The organism is Microcoleus sp. T3_A4, assembly GCF_036700465.1.
Taxonomy (GTDB): Bacteria; Cyanobacteriota; Cyanobacteriia; order Cyanobacteriales; family Microcoleaceae; genus Microcoleus.
On the sequence record NZ_JAUBOY010000003.1, the window covers coordinates 71,075 to 83,745 of the forward strand.

Consider the following 12,671-nt stretch of genomic DNA (forward strand, 5'->3'; position numbering starts at 1 on the left):
TATCGATTTGTCTATTGGTATAGAACAAGTATGGAGAGCCTGAAAAATGATCGATCCTGATGAGCTAAGTGGTATTATTAGCCGGATTGCTACTAATAAGCAGACTGAAAAAGATATTGCTTTTTTGTGTCAGGTATTGAGTGCGGGCGATAATCGTCAAGCTAGCACCCAACTCGGCAAGTATAACGTCAACATCGGACAGGGGCAAGGAATACAGATAGGTGATCGTACTTACCTAGAACTAAACGAAGAAGCAATACAAGCCCTCATCCGCGCCATCCAAAAACCATCAACCGTTCTCAGTCAATTTCAGTCGCTGATTCAAGATAAAACAGAAGGCTTCGTTGGACGCGAATACGTGTTTGATGCCATACAAACCTTCATACAAGAAAACAAAAAAGGCTACTTCACTATTATTGGCGACCCCGGACAGGGCAAAAGCGCAATTCTTGCTAAGTACGTGCAGGATACGGAGTGCATCGCTCATTTCAACGTCCAACTGCAAGGGCCAAATCGGGCAGACCAATTCTTGGAAAGTGTCTGCAAGCAACTGGTTGCCCGCTACCAACTCCCTTATGACCCTTTACCATTCAATGCGACGCAAGATGGAGAGTTTCTGGGGCACTTGTTGGACGAAGTAGCCCAAAGAAGGAATGGTCAACCTGTAGTAATAGCTGTTGATGCTTTGGATGAAGTTGACTCAGGCAGTTACAGGGATGCAAATATCTTATACCTACCGCCTCATTTGCCTGATGGGGTGTATTTCATCATAACTAGACGACGGGGTGTCGAAGTGCCGTTGACAACCTACGCACCAAATCAGATTATCAATCTGCTGGACTATCAGATTGATAGCCAGCGTGATGTGCGCCTATACATCCAGAACCGGGTTAATGACAGTGAGAATCTACGGCAGCAGATTATTGAGGAACGCCAAGAAACAATTATTATATTCACTGACAAAATAGCCGATAAAAGTGAAAACAATTTCATGTACTTGCACTACGTGCTACTGGATATTGAAAAGGGATTATATAAGGACTTGAGCCTTGAAAGCTTCCCTCAAGGTCTGCAAGGCTACTATGACTTTCACTGGCGGCGCATGGAAATAACAGCGAATCCCTTGCCCGATGCTAAAATTAAAATTGTTTACATTCTAGGAGAGGTGAAGCAGCCTGTTTCTCGCCAGCAAATTTGTGATTTTTCTGGGGAGGATACTCGTACAGTACAGACTGTATTGAATGAGTGGGAACAGTTTTTACACGAGTTGCTTAAGGACAATTCAAGACGCTATAGTGTCTACCATTCCAGTTTCCGGGATTTTCTCCATCGTAAGGATATTTTGGATAAAACTGGGCTGACAATTCCAGGTATTCATCTACTAATTGCCAAAGACCAGTTAAATAAGTGGAAAAATCGTCGTCGCCGTGAGTGAGTTTGATAATCGTTCGCCTGAAGATGTGGAATATGGCTTGGATTTACCTTATCACCTAGCGGCAGCTTCTAGGAAAGAAGCTGCTATGGCAGATGAATTGTGTGAATTGTTAACAGAGTTTGAGTTTATTGAATATAAAGTTTCGGGGTTAGCACCACAGCCGCTGATTGATGATTACGAATTTGCTTTAGCACCTGAAATCCATATACCTGAAGATAAAAAAGAAAGCTTGAGATTAATTCAAGGTGCAATTCGGCTGTCAGCAAATATTTTGTTTAAGGAGCCAACGCAACTATCTGGACATTTACTAGGGCGCTTACTTGCTTACAAACTGCCAGTAATTCAGGAAATGCTTAAACAAGCCCGAGGAGAAAAAAAATTACCTTGGCTATGTCCATTAATAGCAAGCCTGACACACCCACATGGGCCACTATTAAGGACAATAGATGGACATACAGGTGCTTTACAGGCGTTGGCAATAACTCCCGATGGGAAAAACTTTATCTCGGGCGCTATCGATAATGAAATAAAGCTCTGGGATATAGAATCAGGAACACAAATAGGATTATTGAAAGGTCATAATCATGCAGTAACAGGTGACAAGAGAGCGGTATTAAGTTTGGCAATAACGCGAGATGGGAAGAAGATAATTTCTGCGTCAAATGACTTTACTATAAAAGTCTGGGATCTAGAATTAGGAGATGAAGTTTGTACCCTCAAAGGTCATAATGGAGAAATAGATGCAGTTGCAGTAACTCCAAATGGTCATTATGTTATTTCTGGTAGCAGCGACGACAATACCATCAGAATCTGGAATTTAGAACAAAAAAAAGAAATACGAACTATTAAAGGTCATAAATCATCATTTAAAAGTTTAGATATAACTCCCGATGGTAAGCAAATAATTGCTGGAGCAAATGATAGTACAATAAAAGCCTGGGATTTTAGTTCTGGAGAAGAACTATACACATTGATAGGTCATTCTAGAACAGTAGGAACTTTAGCCATTATTCCAGATGGTAAAATACTCATTTCAGGTTCTTTTGATAAAACGATAAAAATTTGGGATTTACAAACACAAAAGGAAGTAAATACACTTATTGGTCATAAAGGTGCTGTAATATGTCTAATTGTTACTCCCGATGGTAAACAGATAATTTCAGGTTCAACTGATAACACTATAAAAATATGGGATTTACAAACAGGAGTCGAATTAAATACCTTAATTGGTCATACCTTTTGGGTTAGGGCTTTGGCTGTAACTCCCAGTGGTAAATATTTAATTTCTGGCTCAGTAGATATGAATATAAAAATTTGGAGCTTGGGAATTAGCAAACAATCTCTTTCTCTAGAGAGTCATGGTCAATCAGTCGTAAAGGTCGCAATAACATCCCACTCAAAGCAGGTAATTTTCGCTTGTCATGACAACACTATTAATATTTATAGTTGGAAAAATAAAAACAAGTTATTTACTCTTAATGCTCATGATTCATTCGTAAGGGCTATAGCTTTAATTCCGAATACAAATATTTTAGTTTCCGGTTCTTACGACAAAACAATTAAATTGTGGAATCTGGAAACTCAAGAAAACATTGCTACTTTACTAGGTCACACAGGAAGCGTAAACTCCTTATTGATTACACCAGATTTTAGGCATATTATTTCTGCATCTGATGACAAAACTATTAAAATATGGAACTTAGACAACAGAGTAAATATATTGACTATTAAAGGTCATCTAAATTGTATAAACTCTATTGTCTGCACACCTGATGGAAAACAGTTAATATCAGCATCAAATGATTGCACTATCAAGCTATGGAATTTAAACACAGGAAAAGAAATATTTACTTTTATTGGCGACAATATATCAGCCGATTTAGAAAAATTCTTAGCAGAGCAAGATTTTACAACAGAAGATTCAGTACGAATGAGAATGGAATATTTGAGTAAAGGGGATTTTTTCATCAAGGAAAGTCAAACAAGTCACTGCCTAGCTGTAACTTCTGTAGTTTTTATTCCCCATAAAAATTGGGTGGTATCTGCTTCGTGGGACAATACTATTAAAGTATGGAGTATAGTTACAGGAAAAGAAGTTTTTACGCTTAAAAGTCATACAAATACTATCAAAGACCTAGCAGTTAATGCCGATGGCACTCTAATAGTTTCTGCTTCATCAGATCGTACTCTAAAAGTATGGAATTTAGAAAATCAGAAAGTGATTGCTAATTTTACAGGAGATAGTCGCTTTAATTGCTGTACTATTGCACCAGATGGAGCAACTATTGTAGCTGGCGAAGCATCGGGACGAGTACATTTCCTTCGCTTGGAAGGTATGGAAAAATTAGAAAGGCGATCGCACTTATGAATTATTTCAACAATCTTTCACCTGAAGATGCCGAATATGTATTGAATTTGCCTTACCATTTAGCGGAAGCTGGTAAGGAAAAAATGGTGATCGGTGATGATTTATCCGGGTTATTGACTGACTACGAATTTATCGAATATAAAAATTTCTCTCTCCCGCCCCAACCACTGATTGATGATTACGACTTAGCTTTGCATCCAGACATCCAAATTCATCAAAAAACAAAGGAAAGTCTGAAATTAATTCAAAGTGCTATTAAATTAGCCACCAATGTTTTGGCTGATGATCCAGCACAACTGGCAGGGCAGCTTTGGGGTCGTTTGCTGTCCTTTAAAAAGCCTGAAATTCAAGCGATGCTTGCTCAAACACAAGAATCACTAGGATATATATGGCTGCGTCCCCTAACATCTAATCTGACACCACCAGAAGGAACATTAGTCCGCACCCTCACTGGGCACCTTGACTGGGTGAAAGCAGTGGCTATTACTCCCGATGGAAAAATAGCTGTTTCCGCTTCACTAGATAAAACTCTAAAAGTCTGGGATTTATTTAGTGGTGTTGAATTGCGTACCTTGACTGGACATAGTAGTTATGTACAGGGAGTTGCCATTACTTCAGATGGGCAGCTAGTTGTTTCCGCTTCACTAGATAAAACTATTAAGGTCTGGGATTTATCTAGTGGCGGCATATTGAAAACCTTAACAGGACATACCAATGGGGTAAATGCAGTTGCTATTACTCACGATAGGAAATTAGTAGTTTCAGGTTCAGAAGATCATACTCTCAAAATCTGGGATTTAGATAGTGGCGATGTATTTCATACTCTTAGCGGGCACAATAGTTCAGTCACAGCAGTCGCCATCACTCCTGATGATAAACTAGCGATTTCTGGCGCATGGGATAAAACCCTCAGAGTTTGGGATTTGCAGAGCGGAAATCAATTGCGTATACTCACCGGACACACTGGCGCGGTACGAGCAGTCGCTATTACTCCAGACGGGAATTGGGTGGTTTCGGCTGCTGACGATGATACTCTCAGAGTCTGGGACTTAAGCAGTGAAAATGAAATACCCATTGTCATAGAAAAGGCTTATCGTTTCCACTCAGTAGCGATTACTCCAGATGGGAGACTAGCTATTTGCGGTGCAAATGCCAGTCCCATTAAAGTCTACGATTTGCAAACCGGGCAAAAACTACGAACCCTTTCTGGGCATACCTTAATTGTGAATGCAATTGCTATTACCCCTAATGGTCAATGGGCTATTTCTGCTTCCTCCGATACTACCATTAAAGTCTGGAATTTATATGCCGAAGATGTTACTCAAAGCCGGCATGAAGACTGGGTAAATGCCGTCGCCATTAGTTCCGATGGAAGACTGGCTGTTTCTAGTTCCGAAGACCGTACTCTCAAAATATGGGATTTACCAAGTGGAACTGAAATACGTACTTTAACTGGACATCAATATCATGTAAATGGAGTGGTGATTACTCCTGATTGCCAACACGTTATTTCCGCTTCAGACGATCGCACTATTAAAATATGGGATTTGTATAGTGGGAACGAACTTCGTACTCTGACTGGGTACTATTTAGGAGAGGTACTTGCGATTACGACCGATGGTCAAAATGTTATTTCTGAGTTTACTAACAAAAGCCTTAAAGTCTGGGATTTCCATAGTGGAAGCGAAGTTCGTATCCTTAAAGGACACTCCGCAGTGGCAGTCGCCATTACTCCCGATGGACGACTCGCTGTTTCAGCTTCACGGGATAAAACCCTCAAAGTCTGGGATATCAACAGTGGAACTGAACTGCATACTCTTACTGGGCATACTGACTGGGTAAATGCAGTAGCGATTAGTCCTAATGGAAAATTAGCAGTTTCAGCATCAAATGACAATACTCTTAAGGTCTGGGATATCAATAGTGGAACTGAATTGAATACTCTGATTGGTCACTACTATTGGGTGCGGACAGTTGCGATTACACCAGATGGGCGATTTGTCGTTTCCGGTTCATGGGATAAAACCCTAAAAGTCTGGGATTTGGAGAGTGGTGAGGATATTACAACCTTTGACTGTGAAGGAGAGGTAAATGCCTGTGCTATTTCTCCCGATGGTGTGACCATTGTTGCTGCTGGACGCTCAGATCAAATAAGTTTTTTACGGTTGGAAGGTTTGGCCTAATTGTAAAGGGCGATCTATTGAACCTCATGATTGACCTCAACAACCTTTTTGCTGAAGATACTGAATATATTTTGAATCTGCTCTATCACTTAGCGACTGCTGGGAGGGCAGATGAATTTTACGAATTACTGACAGAGTTTGAGTTTATTGAATACAAAAGAAACCATGCTTCTTCAAGTAACTGGGTTTCTCTGTGCCTCACTTACCTAAAAAGTGCTGTATGATTTATTTTCGTCACATATAAAACTTAAAATTACTCAGCGGTTCTCTATCAGCCGGAATCTCTCGCATAATATCTCCGACAAGCCGAGAAAATCGGATCGTGATGGGTAACAAACCACCTAAGCGCGATGAGTTCCAATTCATCTTAGTGAGAATGAGGATTTCTTTTAGCAATGTTTCTCGTGGGGTATCATAACCGATATGGTCGGCAATCTGAATGGGTGAGGGAACGTGCATTCCATGAAATTGGTTCAACTCTGCAATAAAGCCAGTGGTGTACAGATAATCTATATCTTCAACAGTGAAACGAGTCCCCCGTAAAGGCGGATATTTATTAGCTATAAGCAACCTTACTTTGTTCTGAGGGATTAAGGCAAGTAGGTCATATTGACTCACATACTTTTGCAAAGCCTGTTCAAATCCACTTTTCTCAGCCGGCCAATAGCGCGATGTCTTGTGAACGACTACACGTTTCGGTCGCTGTCCCATTTCTTCTTGGTATCGAGCGAGAACCATATCTACAAGTCTAATTGCTTGCTCTTCAGTCAGATGGGGTGATTTTGTGCCTTCTTTTTTTGAATTCCAGGTAAACTCGTGTCCTCTGAGTACCAGTCCGTCACCATGTTCGTCGAAAGCCTGAACAAGACTTGTCTGCATCGTTGAGAAAGTAGAGCCCAAAGGACGATAGAAACTGATACCAATATAACAACTTCCCGGTTGTAGACCAACAGGCCCCCAAGGGAAACCACCAGCCTTGAAATACAAACCTGTGAAAAAGTTCCAGGCAATCTTTGATGGGTGATCCTTATCGCGACCATTTACTGTTTCCATGTTCAGGAGCTGCGTAGGTATGCGATATTTCATTGCCACAGACTTAAACGCTCGCCGCAAATCCATGTGGATATCTCCAAGCTCGGTGTCCTTGTAATCAGCTACCCGGCATTTTTTACTTAGTTGCTCAGGCAGTGCGACAACAACATATTCAGGTGGTTGGTCTTTTCTTGATAAAAGATTTAACTTGCTTTCCAGAAGCTTAACAGCAGCTTCAAAGCACTCGCGTTCCGATTTAATTTTTAATACATCTTCAATTTCCGAGCGATTAAGTTGCCCAATCCAAGCATCATCAAACACTAATTCTGAGAAAAAACCGCGTTCTTTTTGGAAACCAGGGAAAGCCGGATGCTTGTCATTTCCTAAAACTCCTTGTGCGGTCTTTTCCATCCACTGCTTGGCAATTTCTATTGTCTCAGCAGAACCAATGAATCCAACCCGCACAAGAGATGGGTGTCGCTTTATTGGACTGTACGACTTGGGGCCAAAATTTAAGACGCCAAATTTTGGATCGATATGTTGCTTGCCATCGGCAAAGCATAGCAGAGGCTCCCCTAGATACTGACAATTTATTTTGGGAATGTCATGCTCATCATTCATCTGCGTTCCTCCTGCTATTCGTCCTCGTAACTATCCCAATCGTCCCAGCTATCGCTCTCTTCATTAGGCTCATTTTCAATGCCTGCTAATGCAGCCCAACTAAAGAGGTTTTCTGGATACTCTATGTTTGTGAAGGACTTCGCATACTCTTCAGGAATGCCTGGCCATTCAATTTCTGCTTGCATCATGGTAGTGGAGACTATAATACTTTGACCTTTTTGACCAAAAGGGAGGATAATGCGAGGCTGCCCGTCACTAAGAAAATCTCTCCAAAAGTTGACATCTCCCAATAAGTCATAGTTAAATTGTCGGGACTTTTTATGTGTAACCCTGCTGCCAATATTCTTGGAATTGATAGATAGCAGACCATCCTTCGTTACTCGCATTTCGGGGCGAATACTGAGACACCAATGTTCATTACTCACTTGATGAAACTTTAAAGCGACTGCTAGATGATACCAATAGGGTTTGAGTTCCTTAGTTTTTTTAGTGATGGGTTGCCATACCACTTTTCTACTTGCTGTTGATTGATTGAGAGGTCGATACCTAACCTCTAAAGTTTTTCCCGCTTCTTGGGGATGAAAGTAGTATCGGTGGTGGATTTTATCCAGATGAAGACCTTTGCGACCTGTAAGCTTATTTAAAGAGTGGTTCAGTAAAGTAATAAACCATTTCCGATACTCTGGTTCGTCACACCACTCGCTTACCTCATAACGCTCAACCTTTTGATTGCCCACGAATTGGCGAAAAGGGCCATTAGGGTCTTTGAGATTCTGAAAACAGAAAAGCATTCCCCCCCGGAGAAGAAAAGGGTATATCTCAGTTTTATCGACCGGGTGAATAATTTCTTGAGATGCTTCCTTAGCTTGCAAATCGTTGTATTTGCAAGGAACGCCGTAGATGTAGCGAGGCATTGCTAAAACTGGAAATAGTGTACTGTAAACTGTTTCCGAAACGTAGCTACTTTCTTTATTTTTTATCTCTGAATTTTTACTGCCGATGTACTCCTCTAGTAGCTTGCGTATAATAGCTTGTATTGCTTCTGCATCGGGGCCGTGGTAATGGCGATCGCCTACCTGAATATCTCGACCCTGGTTAATGTTGAGGTTGTATTTTCCTAATTGCACCACATTGCGATCGCTGCTGACGATTAGTGCCTGCCGTAAGGTGGTCATATCGCTCTCGGTATCGATACCGGCTGCAATGCGATCTAGAATAGCGTTCAAGTCATCAGGGTCTGTCATACTTTAACGAGCGTCTTTGTCTGCATCCTTGGCTGGAACGTTATTTCCCATCGACACATCTCTAGCCTTTCCTATATTGGCGTTGTATGACCCCAATTATCGTGCGGATCGTCGATCGCTTTGCCCTTGAGATTCATGTTGCGATTCTTCATTTTCCCCTTCAGGACTAATCCTGTGAGCGCTACCTTGTTGGTGTTCAGTTTTGTACGACGAAGCGGCCTTAGTCAATAAATACGCCACCAGAGAGCTCAGGGAACGCTGCTCGCTCGCTCATACTTCCAACACTTGCTTGACTTCTTTGTCGAGGTAGGCAGTAATTACCTCTGCCTTTCTTCGGCTTGGCCCTTTTATATCAATCTCTACTACTCCTGTCATCTTACCGCTTGCAAAGCTAAAAACAGTCCATTAAAGTATATAGCAGTAACTTACTGTAACAGACGGCTCACAATCAAAGCCAGCATTACAGGCTCACAATTAGCTCCACTGGCGAGCGCCCTCCTTTGTCGGCAGTTGAGGGATACGGAGTGCCACCTGAAGAACAACTGTGGCAAGAAAACACATCTCTCAAAGCAAACTCGACCGCCTAACTGGACTAAAGGAGAAATTTTGGATGGTATCTTTTATCAACTCAGAAATAATTGTAATTGGGAAGACTTACCTAAAGATTTACCCCCCTACTCAACCGTATAGTTGATACTTCGCTGACTCTGTAGACTTCGATCCTTTAGCCTTCCTTACGACTAACCGGTCGTGGCCACCTCGCAAACACACGAGTCCGTTCCCAGACGGTGAGGACGAACGAGAGAGGAGCCAAATTGATCGATATTTTGCGCCGTTAAAGGCGTAAGATTTAGTATTTATAATTACACTTTAAAAGAGTAAATGCTCAACCGAATCCCAGAGCAAGAGCCACAAACCTTGAAGCTGGCGTCACCGGTGCCGCTGGCGCTTCATCCCGCGGAGGTGTACCTCGACAGTTTGGGAAGCGATCGCTCGAAGGCAACGATGGTGGCAGGGCTCGACATCATGGCGAAGCTGCTCACTAATGGGGAGTGCGGCGCGATGACTTTGAATTGGGCAGCATTGCGCTACAGGCACACGGCAGCGCTGCGCTCGGCACTGGAGAAAAAGTACGCGCCAGCATCGGTTAATCAAATGCTATGCGCCCTACGGCGGGTGCTCAAGGAAGCTTTGCGGTTAGATTTAATCGACCCCCTGGATTACAGCAAGGCGGTGGACGTGAGAAGCGTCAAGCAATCGGGAAAACCAAGGGGGCGGGCGCTATCCCCGGATGAAATTGCAGCGCTGGTGCAAAGCTGCTCTGGCGAGAGTACCGTTGATGTTCGAGATGCAGCCTTGATTGCTATCTTGCGGGGGGGAGGCATCCGCCGCGCTGAAGCAGTCAGCCTTAATTTGGACGATTTCAACTGCTCCACGGGAGCATTGGAAATTCGATTCGGGAAGGGGAAGAAAAACAGGATGGTTTATCTCCCAGAGGCAGCGATGGCGTTGGTGGAACAGTGGCTCAAGTTGAGGGGAGAAGCGCCAGGGCCGCTGCTTTTTCCCATCCGTAAGGGAGGAGAAATTCAATTTCGGCGGATGACGGACGATGGCGTGTTGAAGATTTTGCAGCGACGGGCTCAACTCGCCGGAGTGGATTCTTTCTCGCCTCATGATTTTCGGCGTACATTTTGCTCAGACCTCCTCGATGCTGGAGTCGATATCGTGACAGTGCAGAAGTTGGCAGGTCACGCTTCCCCTGTGACGACAGCTAAGTACGATCGCCGGGGCGAAGAAACGAAGCGACGGGCTGTGCAGCACTTAGGGTTTTGATGCTGAGGGTGGAGAGCTCATCGCAGATTTTCTTGAGCAATGCTAGGCCGTGCCTTCTATTTTCATCTCAAGCGCGATAAAGTCTACGTCTGAGAGTCTGGCATACTTACTGCATTGCTGCATCCGTAGGCGGAGATTTCTTAATGCGGTAGTCCAGCTCACGGAGGGCGGGCGTAGAATACAGCATCCGTCGCTTGGTTCAATACGGGACTGGACAAAATTAGCCGATTCCTTCGCTGACCGTCATACAGCGCGATCGCTGCACCGGCATCCGAATAAATGCAGGCGCAGCAGCCCAAGCATTATTGGCTGTCTGTGGCGATGAGGGAAAGGAGGTACAGGCGAGTGGTGTGAAAAAACGCGGTGTGTGGGTTTTTCTGACACTTTAGGGGCTAAGCATATCGTAATGTTTGGGAGAGGGCGATCGCAATCTTGTTGTGAGGAAATAGTTTTTTGAGAGTATCAGATAATTGAGGCGGTGGCGACTCAGCCGTTTCCACCGGCACGACTGAGGCATCATTAGTCCTCGCCGATCGCATAAGGGGCGATCGCTCTCATCACCAGCAGCAAATGCTGAAGCTATCACGCCGACTGAGAATCAACACCGATACACTCACGGCTTTCCCCAAGCACTAAATCACATCTGGCAATTCATCTTCAACAAACCGCAAGCGCGGATATCGGTAAATAGCAACTGTTACCAGTATGGCTAGAATTTCCATCGTAATAAATAGCAAGCCAATACCGCGGCCCGGCCCCACACCAATGATTTGACCGATGCTTCCAGCTAATAAACCGTCCGCCGCCATTAAAGGTTCAAAGATTCGTTCGGCTAGGGGGCCAGCCATAGCATAAGCTAGGGGGATGCACGAGAAACAAATCATATTAATTGTGGCAAAGACTCGGCCTTGAATATCGGGAGCCACTTTTCGGAGCAAAATAGCATCACACCAACCATTGATAAAAGGTAAACTCAAGAAAAACAAGAAGTTAGCTAGAGCGAAAAGGGCAGTATCGGTGCGTAATCCCAATGTTAAGATGCACAGTTGACTGAGAAAGGTAAAACCAAATACACCACGAATTAAGGGTCTTGGCCCTCCCCAAACACTCATCACTACGCTGCCTACTAACATCCCTGCACCGCCAAGGGATTGAATCGTTCCGAGAACGGTAACTGAAGAGAAGGAAAGTACCAGAGGTGTGAATAAAACCTCAATCATTCCGAGTGCAACATTATTGATGGCAAATACAATGAGCAATGCGAACAGTCCAGGGCGAGTGTAAATGTAAGTCCAGCCTTCAATTGCTTCACGCCAGAGTGAAGGTTTCTCATCTTGGAAAACAGTAGCAGTTTTAACATTAGGAAAGCGAACGAGTAACAGAGTTGTTACAGCAAAGAGGAATGTGGCAAAGTCAATTAAAATAATCCCTTGAAGCTCGATGGTTCCTAGCAAGACCCCTGCCAACAGCGGTGAAATTAGCTGGGCGCACGCTTCTGCTGATTGAACCATACCACTAGCACGAGGGAGAAATTCTTTCGGCACTAATGAAGAGGTCGAAGCAGTGTAAGCGGGCAACTGAAACGCTTTGCAGATGGAACTGAGGCTGACAGCCAGGTAGATGTGCCAGATTTGAAGGCTTCCGGTAGCGAGTAATAGGGCGATCGCCACTGTTGTCATCCCCGCGCCGGAGTCAGATAGAATCATGCACCACCGTCGGTTCCATCGGTCAACGATTGCACCGGCTACTGGAGAAATTAGAATATTGGGCAGCAGAGCAAATAACAAAATCAGCGAGAATTGAGTAACTGATCCTGTACGCTGGTACACCCACACTCCCAGTGCAAAATTAGTCAGACCCGACCCGATTAGAGAGATCATTTGTCCGAACCAGACTACAAGAAAAACACCTATTCCAGTTGTAAAGGAGCGGAGATTCTTAAGACTACGCATAAT

General features: G+C 43.6%; 10 protein-coding genes. 6 read left to right on the forward strand and 4 right to left on the reverse strand.

Annotation, left to right across the window (positions count from 1 at the left end):
• Positions 1–46: 46 nt before the first annotated feature.
• From QUA07_RS02570 to QUA07_RS29960, 4 genes are read left to right on the forward strand one after another with little or no spacing between them, the layout of a single operon-like run.
• Positions 47–1,435: a hypothetical protein gene (locus tag QUA07_RS02570; RefSeq protein ID WP_333322369.1), complete on the forward strand. Its 1,389-nt coding sequence runs from the start codon at positions 47–49 to the stop codon at positions 1,433–1,435.
• Positions 1,428–3,803, forward strand: a complete 2,376-nt coding sequence (locus QUA07_RS02575; RefSeq protein WP_333322371.1) for a hypothetical protein — start codon at positions 1,428–1,430, stop codon at positions 3,801–3,803. The genes QUA07_RS02570 and QUA07_RS02575 overlap by 8 nt, the downstream gene beginning before the upstream one ends.
• Positions 3,800–5,986 carry a WD40 repeat domain-containing protein gene (locus QUA07_RS02580; RefSeq protein WP_333322373.1) on the forward strand — a complete coding sequence of 729 codons (2,187 nt, stop codon included), beginning with the start codon at positions 3,800–3,802 and terminating at the stop codon, positions 5,984–5,986. Before QUA07_RS02575 ends, QUA07_RS02580 begins: the two co-directional genes overlap by 4 nt.
• Positions 5,987–6,012: 26 nt before the next feature.
• Positions 6,013–6,210, forward strand: coding sequence for a hypothetical protein (locus QUA07_RS29960; RefSeq protein WP_445305865.1), 198 nt, complete (start codon positions 6,013–6,015; stop codon positions 6,208–6,210).
• 10 nt (positions 6,211–6,220) lie between these two features.
• Here the strand turns inward: QUA07_RS29960 and QUA07_RS02585 are convergent, their stop codons facing one another.
• Both QUA07_RS02585 and QUA07_RS02590 read right to left on the reverse strand, forming a co-directional pair.
• A complete protein-coding gene (locus tag QUA07_RS02585) occupies positions 6,221–7,639 on the reverse strand; it encodes a hypothetical protein (RefSeq protein WP_333322375.1) in 1,419 nt (472 codons plus the stop codon).
• Positions 7,640–7,653: 14 nt separating this feature from the next.
• Positions 7,654–8,883 carry a hypothetical protein gene (locus tag QUA07_RS02590; RefSeq protein ID WP_333322377.1) on the reverse strand — a complete coding sequence of 410 codons (1,230 nt, stop codon included), beginning with the start codon at positions 8,881–8,883 and terminating at the stop codon, positions 7,654–7,656.
• A gap of 510 nt (positions 8,884–9,393) precedes the next feature.
• Between QUA07_RS02590 and QUA07_RS29965 the strand changes: the two genes are divergently transcribed.
• Positions 9,394–9,573 (forward strand): transposase, encoded by a 180-nt coding sequence (locus QUA07_RS29965; RefSeq protein ID WP_445305866.1) that lies wholly within the window; start codon positions 9,394–9,396, stop codon positions 9,571–9,573.
• A 192-nt stretch (positions 9,574–9,765) separates the two neighbouring features.
• The gene (locus QUA07_RS02600; RefSeq protein ID WP_333322381.1) at positions 9,766–10,716 is read left to right on the forward strand and encodes a tyrosine-type recombinase/integrase; all 951 of its coding nucleotides are present in this window, start codon (positions 9,766–9,768) and stop codon (positions 10,714–10,716) included.
• A 392-nt stretch (positions 10,717–11,108) separates the two neighbouring features.
• Here QUA07_RS02600 and QUA07_RS02605 read toward each other — a convergent pair whose 3' ends face one another.
• Together QUA07_RS02605 and QUA07_RS02610 are read right to left on the reverse strand one after the other, a co-directional pair.
• Positions 11,109–11,255 carry a hypothetical protein gene (locus QUA07_RS02605; protein ID WP_333322384.1) on the reverse strand — a complete coding sequence of 49 codons (147 nt, stop codon included), beginning with the start codon at positions 11,253–11,255 and terminating at the stop codon, positions 11,109–11,111.
• A gap of 93 nt (positions 11,256–11,348) precedes the next feature.
• Positions 11,349–12,668, reverse strand: a complete 1,320-nt coding sequence (locus QUA07_RS02610; RefSeq protein ID WP_333322386.1) for an MFS transporter — start codon at positions 12,666–12,668, stop codon at positions 11,349–11,351.
• Positions 12,669–12,671 lie beyond the last annotated feature (3 nt).

Coding starts and splice junctions, on each gene's coding strand:
- QUA07_RS02605 (WP_333322384.1), bottom strand. CDS start 11,255: ATGCGATCGGCGAGGACTAATGATGCCTCAGTCGTGCCGGTGGAAACG.
- QUA07_RS02585 (WP_333322375.1), bottom strand. CDS start 7,639: ATGAATGATGAGCATGACATTCCCAAAATAAATTGTCAGTATCTAGGG.
- QUA07_RS02600 (WP_333322381.1), top strand. CDS start 9,766: ATGCTCAACCGAATCCCAGAGCAAGAGCCACAAACCTTGAAGCTGGCG.
- QUA07_RS02580 (WP_333322373.1), top strand. CDS start 3,800: ATGAATTATTTCAACAATCTTTCACCTGAAGATGCCGAATATGTATTG.
- QUA07_RS29960 (WP_445305865.1), top strand. CDS start 6,013: ATGATTGACCTCAACAACCTTTTTGCTGAAGATACTGAATATATTTTG.
- QUA07_RS02570 (WP_333322369.1), top strand. CDS start 47: ATGATCGATCCTGATGAGCTAAGTGGTATTATTAGCCGGATTGCTACT.
- QUA07_RS02590 (WP_333322377.1), bottom strand. CDS start 8,883: ATGACAGACCCTGATGACTTGAACGCTATTCTAGATCGCATTGCAGCC.
- QUA07_RS02610 (WP_333322386.1), bottom strand. CDS start 12,668: ATGCGTAGTCTTAAGAATCTCCGCTCCTTTACAACTGGAATAGGTGTT.